At 51.6% G+C, this 16186-nt stretch carries 18 protein-coding genes; 11 read left to right on the forward strand and 7 right to left on the reverse strand.

The features are described from left to right. The first annotated feature begins 68 nt into the window (after positions 1-68). The 3 genes from JOD20_RS05865 to JOD20_RS05875 all read left to right on the forward strand — a co-directional run bounded on the left by JOD20_RS05865 (position 69) and on the right by JOD20_RS05875 (position 3066). Positions 69-1751: an alpha-amylase family glycosyl hydrolase gene (locus JOD20_RS05865; RefSeq protein ID WP_204754367.1), complete on the forward strand. Its 1683-nt coding sequence runs from the start codon at positions 69-71 to the stop codon at positions 1749-1751. A gap of 397 nt (positions 1752-2148) precedes the next feature. Further along, complete coding sequence (locus JOD20_RS05870) at positions 2149-2568, forward strand: helix-turn-helix domain-containing protein (RefSeq protein WP_204754368.1); 420 nt, start codon at positions 2149-2151, stop codon at positions 2566-2568. 84 nt (positions 2569-2652) lie between these two features. Further along, a complete protein-coding gene (locus JOD20_RS05875; protein ID WP_204754369.1) occupies positions 2653-3066 on the forward strand; it encodes a VOC family protein in 414 nt (137 codons plus the stop codon). A gap of 1 nt (position 3067) precedes the next feature. On the opposite strand, the gene JOD20_RS05880 is transcribed toward JOD20_RS05875, so the two are convergent. Both JOD20_RS05880 and JOD20_RS05885 read right to left on the reverse strand, forming a co-directional pair. Next, entirely contained in the window at positions 3068-3643 is a 576-nt protein-coding gene (locus JOD20_RS05880) for a protein-tyrosine phosphatase family protein (RefSeq protein WP_204754370.1), read from the reverse strand. Between the two features lie 13 nt (positions 3644-3656). Next, positions 3657-4460, reverse strand: a complete 804-nt coding sequence (locus JOD20_RS05885) for a helix-turn-helix domain-containing protein (protein ID WP_204754371.1) — start codon at positions 4458-4460, stop codon at positions 3657-3659. 140 nt (positions 4461-4600) lie between these two features. On the opposite strand from JOD20_RS05885, the gene JOD20_RS05890 reads away from it, so the two are divergent. After that, on the forward strand, positions 4601-4999 hold the full coding sequence (locus JOD20_RS05890) for a hypothetical protein (protein WP_204754372.1): 399 nt from the start codon (positions 4601-4603) through the stop codon (positions 4997-4999). A gap of 131 nt (positions 5000-5130) precedes the next feature. Here JOD20_RS05890 and nadA read toward each other — a convergent pair whose 3' ends face one another. The 4 genes from nadA to JOD20_RS05910 form a co-directional block, all read right to left on the reverse strand. Further along, the gene (nadA, locus tag JOD20_RS05895; protein ID WP_239583744.1) at positions 5131-6258 is read right to left on the reverse strand and encodes a quinolinate synthase NadA; all 1128 of its coding nucleotides are present in this window, start codon (positions 6256-6258) and stop codon (positions 5131-5133) included. Between the two features lie 247 nt (positions 6259-6505). Further along, positions 6506-6934: a heme-copper oxidase family protein gene (locus JOD20_RS05900; RefSeq protein WP_204754373.1), complete on the reverse strand. Its 429-nt coding sequence runs from the start codon at positions 6932-6934 to the stop codon at positions 6506-6508. Between the two features lie 15 nt (positions 6935-6949). After that, the gene (locus JOD20_RS05905; RefSeq protein ID WP_204754374.1) at positions 6950-7387 is read right to left on the reverse strand and encodes a hypothetical protein; all 438 of its coding nucleotides are present in this window, start codon (positions 7385-7387) and stop codon (positions 6950-6952) included. A gap of 20 nt (positions 7388-7407) precedes the next feature. Beyond that, positions 7408-7626, reverse strand: coding sequence for a DUF542 domain-containing protein (locus JOD20_RS05910; RefSeq protein WP_204754375.1), 219 nt, complete (start codon positions 7624-7626; stop codon positions 7408-7410). A 239-nt stretch (positions 7627-7865) separates the two neighbouring features. Here JOD20_RS05910 and JOD20_RS05915 point away from each other — a divergent pair, with 239 nt between their 5' ends. Continuing rightward, positions 7866-9254: a multicopper oxidase domain-containing protein gene (locus JOD20_RS05915; RefSeq protein ID WP_204754376.1), complete on the forward strand. Its 1389-nt coding sequence runs from the start codon at positions 7866-7868 to the stop codon at positions 9252-9254. Further along, positions 9235-9576, forward strand: a complete 342-nt coding sequence (locus JOD20_RS05920; RefSeq protein WP_239583745.1) for an ATP-binding protein — start codon at positions 9235-9237, stop codon at positions 9574-9576. The genes JOD20_RS05915 and JOD20_RS05920 overlap by 20 nt, the downstream gene beginning before the upstream one ends. Here JOD20_RS05920 and JOD20_RS05925 read toward each other — a convergent pair. After that, positions 9536-10204 carry a Crp/Fnr family transcriptional regulator gene (locus JOD20_RS05925; protein ID WP_204754377.1) on the reverse strand — a complete coding sequence of 223 codons (669 nt, stop codon included), beginning with the start codon at positions 10202-10204 and terminating at the stop codon, positions 9536-9538. The two genes, JOD20_RS05920 and JOD20_RS05925, sit on opposite strands and share 41 nt — an antisense overlap. A gap of 56 nt (positions 10205-10260) precedes the next feature. On the opposite strand from JOD20_RS05925, the gene JOD20_RS05930 reads away from it, so the two are divergent. From JOD20_RS05930 to JOD20_RS05950, 5 genes are all read left to right on the forward strand, one after another. Next, the gene (locus JOD20_RS05930; RefSeq protein ID WP_204754378.1) at positions 10261-10644 is read left to right on the forward strand and encodes a cupin domain-containing protein; all 384 of its coding nucleotides are present in this window, start codon (positions 10261-10263) and stop codon (positions 10642-10644) included. A gap of 71 nt (positions 10645-10715) precedes the next feature. Continuing rightward, positions 10716-11975: a hypothetical protein gene (locus JOD20_RS05935; protein WP_204754379.1), complete on the forward strand. Its 1260-nt coding sequence runs from the start codon at positions 10716-10718 to the stop codon at positions 11973-11975. Between the two features lie 112 nt (positions 11976-12087). Further along, entirely contained in the window at positions 12088-13227 is a 1140-nt protein-coding gene (locus JOD20_RS05940; protein WP_204754380.1) for a WXG100 family type VII secretion target, read from the forward strand. A 14-nt stretch (positions 13228-13241) separates the two neighbouring features. Beyond that, positions 13242-13910: a hypothetical protein gene (locus JOD20_RS05945; protein WP_204754381.1), complete on the forward strand. Its 669-nt coding sequence runs from the start codon at positions 13242-13244 to the stop codon at positions 13908-13910. 95 nt (positions 13911-14005) lie between these two features. Beyond that, on the forward strand, positions 14006-16186 hold the full coding sequence (locus JOD20_RS05950; RefSeq protein WP_204754382.1) for a hypothetical protein: 2181 nt from the start codon (positions 14006-14008) through the stop codon (positions 16184-16186).

A 16186-nucleotide genomic window follows, 5' to 3' on the forward strand; every position in this document is an offset into this window, starting at 1 on the left:
AGATGGGGTTCAGAAATATAAGCTAGAGTATTAGCTAGCTCCTTAGGTAGCCAATGAGGTTCACATTTATGCATAGCGAAGCCAATGCTGACGCTTCACCAACTGTTGCTAGTTTGCCCGATGGGGTTTGGATGGGTGCGCACGATCAAGGGAATGGCAAGGTTGCCTTTGCCCTGTATGCACCGTGGAAGCAGAGCGTCCACCTGATTGGCTCGTTTAACGATTGGGACCAAACCGCCGACCCGTTAAGTATCTCGGATCGTGGCGTTTGGTGGATTATCAAAGAGAATTTAACGCCTGGCGAACATGCCTATCAATTTGTCGTCGATGGCGAAACGATCATCGGCGATCCCTATGCCCGTGAATTGCGCTGGGCTGGCGGCGATCAACCGCAAGCAATTATCCACGTTGGCGAGCCAGCCTACGAATGGCACGATGCTGATTTTGGCATTCGTCCACTCAATGAATTGGTGATTTACGAAATTCACGTTGGCGATTTTAGCGAGGCTGGAACATTCAAAGCGGTCACTGAGCGCATTCCGTATTTGCAGGATTTAGGCGTGAATGCGCTTGAACTGATGCCGTTGTTTGAGTTTCCAGGCGACCGTTCGTGGGGCTACAATCCCGCCTACTTTTTCGCGCCTGAATCAACCTATGGCACGCCCGCCGATTTGCGCGAACTGATCGATACGGCGCACCAACATGGCATTGGCGTGATTTTGGATGTGGTGTTTAATCATGTCGATCACTCAAGCCCAATTAATTATTTGTATCCTTACGATCAAAGCCCGTTCTTCAGCAGCGATGGCAACCCGTGGGGCTTCCCCGATTTGAACCACTGGAACGAAGCAGTCAAGCAATTGATGAGCGATGTGCAGCAATATTGGCTGAGCGATATGCATGTCGATGGGTTTCGCTACGATCATGCAGAAGGCATTGGCTTCGATGGCGAGAACGGGGTTTCGTTCTTGGGCTGGCAAGCACGCCAAGTCAAGCAGCATGTCTATTTGATTGCCGAAAATCTCAAAGATTACACTGGTATGGTGCTCAACACCGATATGGATTCGTCGTGGCATCGCTCGTTCCATTCGCAAATGTTTGCTAACTTGCGCGAGGGCGATTTCGAAGGCAATCAATATGGCAATGTTGAAGCAACGATGGGCATTATTGATTTTCGTAATGCTGGCTATAGCGATAATGCGCAAGCGATCAATTATCTTGAATCGCATGACGAGCAGCGGATTATTTACGAAGCCCAAACCAATGGCAATATTAGCCGCGAAACTGCCTACTTGAAATCGCGCTTGGGTGCGATTGTGCTGTTTACTGCTGCTGGCGTGCCAATGCTCTACCATGGCCAAGAATTTGGCATGGATACCGAACGCACAATTGATAAGAACGTGCTGAAGTGGGAGCTTTTGGAAACGCCCGAAGGCAGCGATTTGCACGCATTTTATCGGGGCATGATCCAATTGCGCACCTCATCGAAGGCCTTGGTTGGCAACAATATTCAGCCAATTGCAGTCGATGCAGAGCGCAAGTTGTTGGCCTACTACCGCTGGGCCGATGATGGCAGCGAGCATGTGATTGTGGTGGTCAATTTTGGCATTACCCTGCAATACCTCGATGTGCATTTCCCAGTTGGTGGTTTGTGGCACGAATGGGTCTATAACTACGATCGCGAAACGCCAGAAGGCGTTGCCACAATCGAAGTGCCTGGCTCTGGTGGCAAGGTCTTTGTATTGCGCTAGAAAAAGAGCTGTTCCCTCACCCCCCAGCCCCCTCTCCCACGAAAACGCGGGCGAGGGGGAGCACCCGTTTTCACCACCAAATCATGCAACAACCACCGCGTTAAAGCCCCTCGCCCGCACACGGGTGAGGGGATCTTACCAACCGACCCTTGAAAGCCAACCCCCTCTCCCACGAAAACGCGGGCGAGGGGGAGCACCCGTTTTCACCACCAAATCATGCAACAACCACCGCGTTAAAGCCCCTCGCCCGCACACGGGAGAGGAGTTGGGGTGAGGGGATCATAAACAACCGACTCTTGGAAGCACCTCCTCTTCGTTTGACTTAATTCAGTTATGCTAGAACGAATGTGTTGATTTTGGGCTGCAATCTGCTATACTAACTATATTTGGGAGGCTTATGCACGTTCTTGTACCGTCAACAACGCAGCTCGTTTGGCAATCGCGCCAATATATCGATGGAGCGTATGCAGCCCCATTAGAATTGCCTGACATCGCCGAGCAGATTGGCTTTTCGCACTATCATTTTTTACGCCTCTTTCAGCGCAACTTTGAAATTACCCCGCACCAATATTTAATTCAACGCCGCCTTGAACGCGCTCGCGATTTGCTGATTAACAGCAATTTATCGGTGACTGAGGTTTGCTTTGCAGTTGGGTTTCAAAGCCTTGGCTCGTTTAGTAGCCTCTTTCAACGCAGCACTGGCCATGCGCCGAGCCACTATCGCCGCCGCCATTTTCAAGGCATGAGCCTGCCGCGCCATTTTATCCCTGGCTGCTATCGCACGATTTTTGGGCTTGGTTTGCAACGCGTCAACTAGCTGCGCAATTTTCAAGAAGTTTTCTGCTGCTGCTTCCTGTATACTCAGGTTATGAACGAATGTTCGAATGTGTTAGGAGCAACAATGATTACCAAACTTTCGCATGCCACCATTTACGTGCTTGACCATGATTTGGCCTATGATTTTTACGTAAATAAATTAGGTTTTGATGTGCGTATGGATATGAAGTTGGATAATGGTTTTCGCTGGTTGACGGTTGGCCCCAAAAACCAGCCTGAGCTTGATATTGTGCTGTTTGAAGTCAAAGAGGGCGGCACGATGATGAGCAATGAAATTGTGGCTCAAATGCGCGACTTATTACACACTGGCGTGGTTGGGCCGGGCGTTTTCCAAACTGACGATTGCGATGCGAGCTATAACGAATTCAAAGAGCGCGGCGTTGAATTTGTGGCTCCACCACAAGATCAATTTTATGGCATCGAAGCCACCTTCAAAGATCCGTTTGGCAATATTTTCAGCCTAACCCAGCCCAAATAGCCTAAACGATTTGCTTGCGCCAATCGGCGACGAACTGGCGTTGGAGATCGTTGCTGGGCGATGGATAACGCTCATCACGGGAGCCTTGGCGTAACGCAGCAATGTGAGCCAAGGCTTCTGCATATTCCCAGCCATGGTGCACCAACAAACAGCCAAGCACCGTGCCAGTACGGCCCAAGCCACCCCAGCAATGCACATACACGGTTTGTTGCTGGTCGAGTGCAACAATAATCCGCGCCAGAATCGCCTGCATCTGCGCGATTGATGGAATCTGCATATCGGGAATCGGCGCATGGTAGCGAACCGGCACTGGTTGCGTATTCAACTGCCCTTGGTTGAATGCAGCCAGATAATCGCCAAGCTCATGGGTTTCGTCCTGCTCAGTCAGGTCAATAAAAAGGCTGATATTTGCTGCACTGAAGCGTTGCAAGCGCACATGCAATGGTTCTTGATCCTGCAACATTGGATGTTCGCCAGCAAGTAAGCGACCTGGCAGCACCCAATAAGCAGCTGAAATTGGTACAGCAGGCGTGTTTTCGGATTTGGCTAGGCTTAGGCGTGGATGTTTCGTTGCCATTAATTGCTCCTCGTTAGCTGGTTTTGGCGGCATGGAGTTGGCGCAGCAGTTCGGCGCTGGCAGCATTGGCGGGAAAAAAAGCCTCGATCGCCAATTCAGAAACCGTTACATCGATTGGCGTGCCAAAAACCATAGTTGTGCTGAAAAAGCTGAGCACGCCGTGTGGGGTGCTCAACGCAAAGGGCAAGGCAATATCCATGGTTTCGTGGTAGGCCGGAATCGGCGTGGAATGCGCTTGGTTGGTGGGATAAGCCGCCAATTCTTGGTAGAGTTCGCTCAACGAGGCATCAGCGGTTAGCTCGATTTGATGGCGTAAACGAGCCAATAAATGGGCTTTCCAGGCCGCCAAATTGACGATTTGCGGCGCTAAGCCCTGAGGATGTAAGCTCAAGCGCAGCACATTAACTGGCGGAGTTAACAATTCGCTTGCCACCCCTGCCAGAAAATAATCAATACAATTATTGGCCATAACCATCTGCCAATGGCGATTAATCGCAATCGCCGGATATGGCTCGTGGCCGTGTAAAACATGCTGAATTGCCTCACGTGCAGGATCTAAATCATCATCATCAAGCGAGCGCTCACTGAATAACGGCGCAAAGCCTGCCGCCACCAACAGCACATTTTGCTCGCGCAGCGGCACTTCGAGGTGTTCGGCCAAGTGCAACAGCATATCTCGGCTTGGCTGCGAGCGCCCAGTTTCCAAAAAACTCAAGTGTTTGGTCGAAATATTGGCATCGCTGGCCAGATCAAGCTGGCTCAGATGGCGACGCTGCCGCCACGTACGGATGAGTGAACCAATTGCTGCTTGTTTCATAGCCGCATCTTAGCACAAATTGGGTAGTTGCCACGATTACCTCTGAGGTAATTGTGCCAACAACTATCAGCGCCTATGCTGCAACTAGGTTTTGAAACCTGACACTGTTGGGATATGAGTTTCTGCTAAGGAGTGATGCTATGCGTTGGTTACAACACCCTCAATTATTACGCTATGCGATTCGATTTGATGGCGTAAGCGCTGGAACCTTGATGCTCGGCTTGCTTGGCCTGAATCAACCGCTCGCTCAGTTTTTTGGCTTGCCAAGCAGCTTTTTATGGTATGTCGGCTTGGGCTTGATTCCTTGGGTGACGTGGTTGGTTTGGTTATCGTTTCGCCCAACGATTAGCCGTGCGGCAGCGTGGTTTGTGGTGGTGGTCAATGGATTGTGGCTGGCTGAAAGCATTTGGCTGATTGTTGGGCCAACCTTCGAGCCAACCGTTTGGGGCTATGGCTTCTTGATTGCGCAAGCCATTTTGGTGGCCCTGATTACCGAGACCGAGATTATTGCGCTGCGCCGCAAGCTGGTTAATGCCTAAGCAAAAGCCCCTCACCCTAACCCCTCTCCCGTCCAACGGGCGAGGGGCTTTTGTGTGTGGTTCGTTCGCATTCATCAGTAAAAACGGGTGCTCCCAATCTCTCGTGGCGCGGGCGAGGGGGTGAGGGAATGTTAATTGCCAGCGATTTCCAACATACGTTCCAAGGCCAAGCGGGCTTTTTGTTTGATCGCGGTTGGCACAGCAATTTGATTAACCACCTTGCCCTCGACCAAATTCTCTAAAACCCAGCACAATTCCTCGGGATCGATCCGATACATGGTTGAGCAAAGACAGGCAAATGGCGAAACCGAGACAATCGTTTTATCGGGATTATTGCTTTGCAAACGATTGACAAGGTTGATTTCGGTTCCGACTGCCCACATACTGCCTGCTGGAGCTTCGTTGATCGTTTTGATGATATAGGCAGTTGAGCCAACATAATCGGCTTCGTTGGTCACACCCAAGGTGCATTCTGGGTGCACAATCACATTAATTTCGGGGTGTTTTTCGCGCCATGCTTTGATATAGGCTGGGCGGAATTGCGCATGCACTGAGCAGTGACCAGCCCAAAGCAAGACTTCGGCCTCGCGAATTGCCTCTGGCGTATGCCCACCATAGCGCAAATTGGGATTCCAGACCAACATTTTATCGAGCGGAATGCCAAGTTTGGCAAAAGCTGTATAGCGGCCAAGGTGCTGGTCGGGCAGGAACAGCATTTTGGGGCGCAAGCTTTTGGCCCAACGCACAATTGGCTCGGCGTTGGATGAGGTGCAGCATGCGCCGCCATGTTCGCCAACAAAGGCCTTGACGGCGGCAGTTGAATTGACATAGGTAATTGGCATGACCTGAGCTTCTGCATCGCCCAAAATTTCGTCAAGCTCCTCCCAAACTTCTTCAAGTTGTTCGATGTCGGCCATATCGGCCATCGAACAGCCAGCAGTATGGTCGGGCAGAATCACGGTTTGGTCGTCGCGCCCAAGAATATCGGCGCTTTCGGCCATGAAGTGAACGCCACAAAAGACGATATATTCGGCGGCAGCTTTGCGGGCATCAACCGAAAGCCCGTAGGAATCGCCGCTCAAATCGGCATGCTTAACCACATCATCACGTTGATAGTGATGGCCCAGAATGACCAACCGCTCGCCCAATTTGGCCTTAGCCTTAGCAATCCGTTGATCCAATTCTGCGATTGATAGCCCTGCATAGTCCTCGGCACGTTCGTGTGCCACACCAATTGCTTCGGCTGCGATGACGGCCATGATGACCCTCCATTGGGTTAATATGCGATTAGTGTCATTTTGACACTATAAATCGTGAGAAAAAGAGCGGGACGCAGCAAACGCCCCTAATATTGTCATTCTAACACAATGATCAGTAGTGTCAAGATGACAATTTCAAATGAGGGAGCAGAGGCTAGGGTTCAGCGGCCAGTCTGGTAGCTAAATATAGGATCATGCATTTTTAACTACGAAGGATACGAAGCGCACGAAGCTGGGTTAATCAACTTTACTTGTTTTGGGCTGGCCTTGGTTCGATGATTAATGGCTGTAAACGTGGCCAGCAATGCCAAGCAATGGCAATTGCTGCAAGGCATTCGAGGCTGCTGGCGATTGCGATTGCTGCCGACCACGGCCAAATACTGGCCCAAACTAGCACTGCCAGCGCGCTATGCAACAAACCGCTGGCCAACCAAACCAACCATGGCGAGCCACGCCAGCCATGGGCATCAAGCCGTGGCAAAATCCAAAAAGCCACCCCAAAAATGAGGTTGAGCAACCAGCCCACCAGCATGGCGTGAATGTGGGCCGTGCGCCAATACCAAATCCAAGGCAAAAACCCAATTGCCTTGCTGACCAACATAATGCCGCCAACGCTGCCACCAATCACCAAATAGAGCAAGCTGGCGCGAATGCTGAAGATACTAAATTTTGGCATGATTGCACCTCTGCACTATTTGGCTTTGCTCACTTTGGCTTTGACTCGTGGCCAAAGCATCAACAACACTAACCACAAGGCGGCGACTTGCAGGCAGGCCGCGCCGACAACCGTCCATTTGACGAGGCCGCTTGGTGCCCATTGCAACATTGGTTCAACAATACTGCGCAGCCCAAGCCCAAGGTTGAACGTAGCATAGGCGGCCCATGCTACTTTTTCGTTGCCTCGTGGCTGCTCGCGGGTATGCACCGGAAACAGCCAAATCGCCACACCAACGATTAATTGAGTGACCCAGCCAACCATCAAGGCGTGATAAAACACAATTTGTAAAGCCGCCAAGGGATTGGTTTTCAGCGCCCAAAGCTGGCTGGTGAGCATGGCGATGCCAATCGCGAAGGCCAAGACCAGCCAGACAAATGCGGTGCGAATATAGTAACGAGCAAGGGTTGGCATGGTCTTGGCTCCTTTGCAAACTAGGCTTCTTTGGCCAGAATCGCGCGTAGATCGGCTACGATTGGCGCAAGCTCGACGTTATGGGCTTGGGCTGCTTGGCTGAGGCTTAGGCCGCCACCGCAACATAAATCAAAGCCATGCTGACGTAAAACGGCCATCACATCGGGGTTCGCATCGGCCAAACTGGCTAAAGTCGTTTCGGCGATCACATCGGGCGTTAAGCTTGTTGCTTGCATCATATTGCTCCTTGCAAAAATAAAGCTGAGCCTACGATAGCCGATCGCTGGCTGCCCAGCAGCGACTTTTCTCACAAGCGGCCTATCTTCAGACCATGCGAGAAAAGTCACAGCCAAGGCGTTGTGGTGGTTCTAAGCTAGCGCTATGTAATTACAACGGCTGGCCCAATCCAAATTGCATATCGATCACTGGCGATTCCCAGCATCGATTGATGGTTCGCTTTCAAGCAAGGAGCGTCGCAATGAACCGCCGATCATTCACTATGGTAGTGATTTTTAGCCTGTTATTAACCAGTATTGCCGCCTGTGGCGACCAAGTAAGTCGCACGTATTCGCTCTCACCAACTGCTTCACATAGTCCAGAAAGCCAAGCGGTGAGCCAGCAAACGAGTCCACAAACCAGCCAAGTAGTGCTCGAAATTCATTCATTTGAAATGGGCTTCAAGCCCCAGAATCTAACCGTGCCAAGTGCTGGCCTCTATACGATCAAATTAGTCAACGATGGCGTGATTCCCCACGACATAACCTTGCCTGACGGCACCAAAATTAGTGCCAATAGCAAGGAAACGGTGACTGCCGACGTGACGGTTCCCGCCGAAGGTCTGAGCTTTATTTGCGCCGTGCCTGGCCACGAAGCCGCTGGCATGAAAGGCACGATTCAGGTTGCCTCGGCTAATGCTGCCGTCACGCCAACCATGATGGACGACCATAGCGGGCCAGCGCCAGAGAGCGATATTGCCGCCGATGAGTCGGCTCCAGAATATATGTTGTACGATGCCAAAGCTCCAGCTGTGCTCGAAGGCACCGTCCACGAGATTGATTTGGTGGTTGAAGAAAAAGATATGACCGTGGCTCCTGGCTATGTGCAGCATGTGTGGACGTTTGGGGGAACCGTGCCCGGCCCCGTCATTCGGGTCAAAGTTGGCGATACCGTGCGGATTCATCTGAAAAACCCAAGCTCGAACGAAGTGCCACACTCGATCGACTTCCACTCTAGCGAGGTTGCTTGGAACGACGAAATGACCTCGATCAATGTTGGCGAAGATAAAGTTTACGAGTGGAAAGCCAATTATGCTGGGGTTTGGATGTATCACTGTGGCACAACTCCAGCGCTGCATCACATTGCCAATGGGATGTATGGGATGGTGATTGTTGAACCCAAGGAAGGCTTGCCCGCAGTTGATCACGAAGTTGCCTTGGTGCAAAGCGAATGGTATCTCGGCCCGCAAGGCGATTTGGTGAGCCTCGAAAAAGCTGCTTCGGCAGCGCCAGCGCCTGAGTACGTTGTGTTCAACGGCGTTGCCAACCAATACAAAGATCATCCAATCGAAGTCAAAACTGGTGGCAGTGTGCGGGTGTTTGTGCTGAATGCAGGCCCAAGTATCGATAGCTCATTCCACGTGGTTGGCACAATTTTCAACACCGTGATCAAAGAAGGAGTCCAATTACGGCCTGAAACTGCCAATGGCTATGGCTCGCAGGCTGTCGATTTAGCCCCAGCCCAAGGCGCAATTGTCGAATTTCGTACCGCTGAAGATGGCTTGTATCCAATCGTGACCCACGCTTTCAACTTTGTGGGCCGAGGAGCCTTAGGCCTCTTCCAAGCAGGCGATGGCGACCCCAAAAACTAAACGAGCATCAATTGAGCTGGCAGCGCGGGTTTTGGCTCGCGCTGCCAGCGAACGATCGGAGTTGATGATGTTTTTGCCAGTGATCAATTTGCAACGCTGTGTTGCCTGTGGAGTTTGTGAAACTGTTTGCCCAACCAACGCGGTGACGCTTGAGCAACAGCAAGCAATTTTGAGCAAGCCCGAAGCCTGCACCTTCTGCGATCGTTGCGAAGCTGCCTGCCCAACTGAGGCAATCAGTCGTTCGTTTGCAATTCGTTTTGCGCCAAGCAGCCAGCCATTGACTAAAGCTCAGCTTGGGCAGCTAAACCTTGGGGATCGATAATTTCGATCATGCCGCGATCAAGCCGAATCAAGCCTTGAGCATCAAAAGCCTTGAGCGCCCGCCCAACCATCTCGCGTACTGAGCCAATGTGAGCCGCCATTTCGGCCTGAGTGAGTGGCGCTAACTGCGGGTTGTGTTCGGCTAGGCTGGCCTGTTGCAACAACAAACGCGCTAAGCGCCCGTTGACTGTATGCAGCGCCAAATTTTCAATCAAGCCAACCAAACTATGCAAACGATTGGCAAACTCGCCCAAGATCGCCAAGGCTAATTCAGGATATTGTTGGGCAACTTGGCGAATATGCTCACGTGGAATTGCTAATAATTGGCTGCTGACTAGGGCTTCGCTGGTGGCGGGGCAGCGCGGCTCACGAAACATCGGCACCGTATTAAAATGATCATTGGCCTCGACCAAGTGTAAAATATGCTCTCGGCCTTCGATTGAATGGCGCACAACCTTGATGCGCCCGCTATACAGCAAATACATAGCGCTGGCTGGCTCACCCTCAAGCGTGATAATGCTGCCACGTTCGACGGTTTGTTCATAGGCATGGCTGCTCAACGCAGCAATAATTGGTGGCGATAGATCGCGGGTGAAACTGACATGGGCAAATAAGGCATTTCGATCCATCTGTAGTATCCTCGTTGCACTAGAACGCTCACATCATAGTACAAGGAATTTGCCCAATGCATGCATTACTTTCGCAATTGATTGTTGGTACGTTTGCGCCGCTGGATTTGGCTCAACTGCGCAGCCAAACCGAAATTGACGGGCCGTTGTGGAGCTACACGACCGAGCAATTGAACCTTAATTTGCTGCGTTTTCGGCTTGGCGATGGCATTCCCAAGCATCAAAATAACGAAGTTGATGTGTTGCTGTTGGTGCTTGAAGGCACAGGAATGTTGGAGATCGATCAGGTGCAGCAGCCGATTGGCGCTGGCTCGATTATCTGTATCCCGCGGGGTGCTGCCCGTTCAATTCAAGCCACCAGTAGCGAATTGATTTATTTCAGCTGTCATCAACGCCGAGCTGGCCTGTTTCCAACGGTCACTAAGCATAACGCCATGTGAGAAATATCGCTGCGCTAAATACGCTTTCTGCATAAACTAGCCTTAGATTTGCTCGTTTATGGAGAATTTGTATGGCGCGGCATAGTAAATTATTTTGGCTTAGTGGTCTCGCAGCGTTGTTGCTGGCTACGCTTGTGCATTTGGCTTTGACGGCTGCTGGCCCGCAGCGCTGGGATGCTTGGGTGCATCTGCTGCTCTATGGCTGGATCAGCTGTAGTATTTTTGCGGTTAATTATCATACAACTCCGGTATTTAGTGGCCGCAACTTCCCCAAACCAGCCTGGCTTGAATTGCACTGGTTGGTTTGGAGCTTGGGCGTGGTGTTGGCCAGTAGCGGCCTCGTGTGGTATAGCCAACTGAGCTATCGGCTTGGCTTGGGCTTGGAGTGGCTGGGCAGTTGGTTGTTTATGGCGAATATTCTCCAACTCTTGCGCAGCCCCAAATTGCGCCCAAGCATGCCTGCTTCGCCACAGCAACAACAGATCGATCGGCTCTCGACCCTCGCGACCAAAACCTCTGGCGCAAGTTTACTGCTGGCCCTGAGCTTAATTCTTGCCCGTGAATTTGGCTTAATTCATGCCCGCTGGCTGTTGAGCGCCGAGCATTTGCTGACCCTTGGCTGGATGATGTTGATGATTATCGGGGTTGGCTGTCATGTATTGCCGCGTTGGTCGGGCCAAGCGCCGCGCAATCCAGGCTGGTTGCGGGTGGGCTTGGGCTTGCATCACGTTGGCTTGCTGAGCATTGTGCTTGGCTTGGGCTTTGATCTGCCAGCCTTGTTTGCGCTTGGCGCGAGCTTGGTTTTGTGTGCGCTTTGTTGCTGTGTGTGGTTGTTGATTCCAGCCTTAGCAACCGTCACCGCCAAGCAAGCAAATCAATTGAGCATCGTGCAACCGCGCCGCATTGGGCCTTTGACTATGTGGTGCATTCGAGCTGCGGTTTTCTATTTGGCGGTTGGCATCGGCTTTGGGATTAGCTTTGCCTTTGATCGGGCTTTGGGCGCGCAACTTCGTCCAATCCATGTTGAATCGAATTTAGCTGGCTTTGCGACGATTTTAATTTATGGCATGGCCTATTTTATGCTGCCGCGCTTTATGGGGCGGCCATTGGGCCTCGCCGGAGTTGCCAATTGGCAAGTCGTTTTGGCAATTAGCGCGGTCTTGCTGATTGATCTTGGTTGGGCTGGTTTGGTGGCGGGCGTGGCATTGGCACGTTGGTTGCTGGTGTTTGGCGCAAGCCTGCATGGCTTGGCGGCCCTGCTGTTTAGCCTGAGCATGCTGGCGACGATCTATCAGCCAGCGCAGGTGCGACGTTTGGCGCATAAATCTTAATCTAGCCTTTAATTCAGGGGCTGCGATTGTGGGGTATAGTGGGGCTGTGATGAATTGAGGGCGGTGCAATCAGGTTTTCTGTGCATTGGCCCACATCGAGAAGGATTCTGCGATGGCAGCCCCAATTGTGCAAATTGATTATGATCGAATGCAGCAGATTAGCCTGCGGTTTCAGCGTTTGGCTGAGCGGGTTAGCTGGTTGCGCCAGCAATTGGAGCAGGTTGCTGAGCGCTTGATTGCTGGCGCATGGCAGGGCGCGGCGGTAGTAAAATTTGCCAACGAATATCAGACCCAGCTTGTGCCTGCCATCCAGCGTTTAAGCACCGTTTTGCGCACCGCTCAACAGCTGAGCCTTGAAGTAAGCGGCCTGATGCATACTGCCGAGGACGAAGCAGCGCGTTTGTTTCGCACGCAGCTTGTGCTCAACCAAACCACTGATCAAACGACCTATCTTGAAATTAGCGAAATGCGCCGCGTTGAAGGCCAATTGTATGTGGCTGGCGGCGCTGATATGCGCCAAGGTATTCATCCCAGCGATGCTGATCAAGGCCAGATTGGCGATTGTTTTGTGGTGGCTTCGCTGGCGGCAATTGCCCAACACAACCCCGATGTGATTCGCAACGCGATTGAAGATAACGGCGATGGCACTTACACCGTCACTTTTTACCAGCGCGAATCGAATAATCGTTTCAATCGCTTGAATAATTGGCTCGATAATGGCTATGATCAAGTCAAAATTACGGTTACTGCTGAGTTTCCAGTGCTGGCCGATGGCACGCAGCCCTATATTTACGAAAATCAAGAAATGCTCAATGGCAAACGTGAATTGTGGCCAGCAATTATGGAAAAAGCCTATGGCCAATTTTTGAGCCAAAGCAGCGATCCAATTGAGCTGTATAGCACGCTCAATCGGGGTGGCAACCCCGCCGATGTTTTAGAGGCGATTACTGGCCAGCCGAGCGTGCTTGCTGATCCGCAAACCTATAGTATGCGCCAGCTCGCCGAGCTACATAACAGCAACCAAGCGATTATTTTTGGCACCCACGAGCCTGAAAATCCCTTAGTAAATCAAGCGGCCTTCGTCAATAAACACTTGCAACCCAAACATGCCTACTATGTGAGCCACGTTGATCAACAGCGCAATCGGGTTAGCTTGCGCAATCCATGGTCGTGGAACGAACCTCCAATCATTGTGAATTATGCTGATCTTGATCAGGTGTTTAATTCGGTGGTGACCAATCCAATTGATTAATTGGAGTACGCTGCATGCGTTTTTGCTGGCTATTGAGTCTGTTTATGGTATTGATGGTTGGTTGTCAAAGTGCCCAAGACCCGCTTGCCGACCAAGAAGAGGAACCCTCCACGATGCTAAATCTTGATCAAGCGACGCTTGTGACCTTACGCGAAGGCACCGATTTCCAAATCTCAGGCCTGAACCTTGGGGTTTTGCAAATTTTATATAGTTCAACTGAGCCAAAACAACCAATTGGCGTGCGGATTCGCTTTTTAACCACGCCAGCGATCTTTAATTATCATAGCGAACTCTGGCTTGATCAAACAATTAATGTCGCCAATTATCAAGTGCAATTGCTGGCGATTGAGCAACAATCAATTCAGGTAGCAATTCGTTTGACCGCTGAGCAAGCGCCAAACTTGCCAATTGCCTCTTTAACTGATGAACAACTTTTGATTGCGCCGCCCAAGACGAGCGTTGGCGATGGCTATTTAACGATTACGCTTGGTGAATATTATCCGGCCAGCGCTGGCCAAGCAGCGCGCGTTGAATTAAGTTTTTGGGTTAGCAGCAGCGTGCCAGCGCTTGAGCTAGCAGCAACACTTGGGCAAGTTATCGAATACGAAGGCTATCGCGTGCGGGTGTTGTGGCTGCCGAATGCAGCCTATCCAATGGTTGCGCTTGGCTTGCAGCCTGAATAAATTTGTTCAATCCCCGAGAGAGCGAATTCTGACGGCCAGCTAGAAATATGCTACAATAAGCGCTGATGTTTAAATTTGAGGTGACATAATCCACGATGGCACGCACTACTCGCGCTATTCCACAACGTACACTTTCTGCTGAAGATCGGGCTACATTTGAGCGGATGGCTGAGAGTATCCGTTCGTTGGTTGGAGTACATATTAATCAACAGCCTGGGCGTTTCATGTTGGATACGCGGATTATGCTCGATTTGGTGCGTTTTCCGGTGATGCGGCCAACGGGCGGGCGGGTAACGTGGGGCGGCTATTTTACCTATTCGCCGACCTATGCCTCATTAACCCCAGAACAACGCTGGAATTATATTGCATGGTTGGCGGGCGACGAGAGTTGCGCAATCCAACTGTTTCGCATTATGCGGCTGTATGCCTTATGCGCCGAATTAACCACAACGCGCCGCGATGAGGCGATTACGGCCATGCGCCAGTTGTACGATTCAAGCGCCAACGATGCGGTGGCCCAAAGCTCAATTGGCAATGTTTTGACCTTGGCCTATGCCGCTTCGCAAGCAGATTTATTAGGCGAGTGGTTGACCATTTTTACTCCCTCAAATGCAATTCCCGCCGATGTGTTGATTCGCTGTTTTGCCTTGGCCTCGATCGAAGCCAGTGGCCCGTTGCTTTTTGATATTGCTTCACGTTGTAATTTCAAGCTTGGCCGTGGTTTAGGCGGCAAACGCGCTGCGATCGAACAAGCTATGCGCGATATTGCTGATCGTTGGGGCGAGCGCCATCAGACCACCGTTATTCGCACCATGGTTGAGCAAACGCCAACCATGCCGGTTGCACTGAACTATAGCGATACCTTGGTGATGTGGGTTGCCCGTGCCTTGGAGCTTTCGCAAGGGGTCTTTTTATTCGATCGCTCCGATGCCGCTAGCTTTATTCGCGGTTTAGCCGCAGCTGCCCAAGAGCAAGTGCGCTCCAACAAAAAAGGCAGCACGCCGCTCGATGGCCTCGAATTGCTCGATGGCATTCTCAAGGGCGATGGTGGTGTGGTTCAATTCGATCTCTCTGGCTCTGCTGAATATGTGATGACCGAGGAAGAAGAGGAGATCTTAGAGCAAAAGTTGAATCGCATTCAAAAAGTGCCTGGGGTTAAAGTCGTCAAAAACGAATGGGATGTTTTTTCCTATTGGAGTGGCCGCCAAAATACCTCGCCCGATGCGGTGTTGATTCGCAGTTTGCCGATTAAGCAACCAAGCTCGCCCGAACCATGGAATGCCCCAACGCCGCCAACCTATGCCGTCGCTTCCTATAAAACCTTAACTCCAGAGCAACGCTGGTGGTATTTGGATTGGCTGGCAGGCGAGGATGTCAAGCCCTTGGAGGCTTTTTGGTCGGTGCGTTTCAAAGGCTTAGAGGCAGCATTTAGCCGTTTGACTCCCCAAAAAGCCCAAGAACAAACCGATTCGTGGTTTGATGAGCGCGATCCGCGCTTGCTCAAGCACAACATTGTAGGCATGCTCGAAACCATTTTCGATCAGACCAACGATGAATCGTTGATGCGAGCTGGCCTCGATCTGCTGATGCCGTTGTATAGTGATTTTGGTGATGTTGAACGAGCAAATGCTGCCTTCAACCGCACGCCGATGAACCCCGATCAAGCCACGCGCTTGCTCGAATTGTTGTGGAATGCAGGTGGCGTGGTTGATGGCCGCGGCTTGTTGTATGTGGCTCGGGTTGGCGGTTTCAACCATACGCCCTTGACCCGCGAGTGCTTCGACCAAATTGCCGAACGCGCCGAGCAATTGCTCAGCGAATGGGAAATGGATAATGGCCCGCTCAGCGATTTGCCAATTGTGAATTTCAGCTACACCCGCTCCAAGCGACGGGTGGTGAGTGCGGTCAGCGTTGCTGCCGATGTGGCGCGTCAAGCCCAAGAAGAAATTAAGGCGCAACGCCGCTCAGCTCCACGCACCGCCCGTATGAGCGCCGAGGAAATCGAAGCCGAACAAGCAGAGTTGGCCGAACTGCCAACCAACGCTGGCGATGGCCCAGCCGAGGCAATCTATGTGCAATTGGCCAGCGACCCGCAGTTGGTCGAACTCTATTTGACCTATGGAGCCGACGCACTCGATCAAGGGCGGCCAACCGAAGCGGTAGCCTTTTTGCGCCGTGCAGCCGAGCTTGATCCACGCAGCCATGCCAGTTTATTGTTGCCCTTAGCGCGTTTACGCTTAAGCGAAGCCGCTCACGACCAGAAGCCAAATCAGTAG

The sequence above is a fragment of the Herpetosiphon giganteus genome, from assembly GCF_016907925.1.
GTDB classification, from domain to species: Bacteria; Chloroflexota; Chloroflexia; order Chloroflexales; family Herpetosiphonaceae; genus Herpetosiphon; species Herpetosiphon giganteus.

Bases quoted from the DNA above. Each gene is read 5' to 3' on its own strand.
- JOD20_RS05865 (WP_204754367.1), top strand. From the start codon at position 69: ATGCATAGCGAAGCCAATGCTGACGCTTCACCAACTGTTGCTAGTTTG.
- JOD20_RS05870 (WP_204754368.1), top strand. From the start codon at position 2,149: ATGCACGTTCTTGTACCGTCAACAACGCAGCTCGTTTGGCAATCGCGC.
- JOD20_RS05875 (WP_204754369.1), top strand. From the start codon at position 2,653: ATGATTACCAAACTTTCGCATGCCACCATTTACGTGCTTGACCATGAT.
- JOD20_RS05880 (WP_204754370.1), bottom strand. From the start codon at position 3,643: ATGGCAACGAAACATCCACGCCTAAGCCTAGCCAAATCCGAAAACACG.
- JOD20_RS05885 (WP_204754371.1), bottom strand. From the start codon at position 4,460: ATGAAACAAGCAGCAATTGGTTCACTCATCCGTACGTGGCGGCAGCGT.
- JOD20_RS05890 (WP_204754372.1), top strand. From the start codon at position 4,601: ATGCGTTGGTTACAACACCCTCAATTATTACGCTATGCGATTCGATTT.
- nadA (WP_239583744.1), bottom strand. From the start codon at position 6,258: ATGGCCGTCATCGCAGCCGAAGCAATTGGTGTGGCACACGAACGTGCC.
- JOD20_RS05900 (WP_204754373.1), bottom strand. From the start codon at position 6,934: ATGCCAAAATTTAGTATCTTCAGCATTCGCGCCAGCTTGCTCTATTTG.
- JOD20_RS05905 (WP_204754374.1), bottom strand. From the start codon at position 7,387: ATGCCAACCCTTGCTCGTTACTATATTCGCACCGCATTTGTCTGGCTG.
- JOD20_RS05910 (WP_204754375.1), bottom strand. From the start codon at position 7,626: ATGATGCAAGCAACAAGCTTAACGCCCGATGTGATCGCCGAAACGACT.
- JOD20_RS05915 (WP_204754376.1), top strand. From the start codon at position 7,866: ATGAACCGCCGATCATTCACTATGGTAGTGATTTTTAGCCTGTTATTA.
- JOD20_RS05920 (WP_239583745.1), top strand. From the start codon at position 9,235: ATGGCGACCCCAAAAACTAAACGAGCATCAATTGAGCTGGCAGCGCGG.
- JOD20_RS05925 (WP_204754377.1), bottom strand. From the start codon at position 10,204: ATGGATCGAAATGCCTTATTTGCCCATGTCAGTTTCACCCGCGATCTA.
- JOD20_RS05930 (WP_204754378.1), top strand. From the start codon at position 10,261: ATGCATGCATTACTTTCGCAATTGATTGTTGGTACGTTTGCGCCGCTG.
- JOD20_RS05935 (WP_204754379.1), top strand. From the start codon at position 10,716: ATGGCGCGGCATAGTAAATTATTTTGGCTTAGTGGTCTCGCAGCGTTG.
- JOD20_RS05940 (WP_204754380.1), top strand. From the start codon at position 12,088: ATGGCAGCCCCAATTGTGCAAATTGATTATGATCGAATGCAGCAGATT.
- JOD20_RS05945 (WP_204754381.1), top strand. From the start codon at position 13,242: ATGCGTTTTTGCTGGCTATTGAGTCTGTTTATGGTATTGATGGTTGGT.
- JOD20_RS05950 (WP_204754382.1), top strand. From the start codon at position 14,006: ATGGCACGCACTACTCGCGCTATTCCACAACGTACACTTTCTGCTGAA.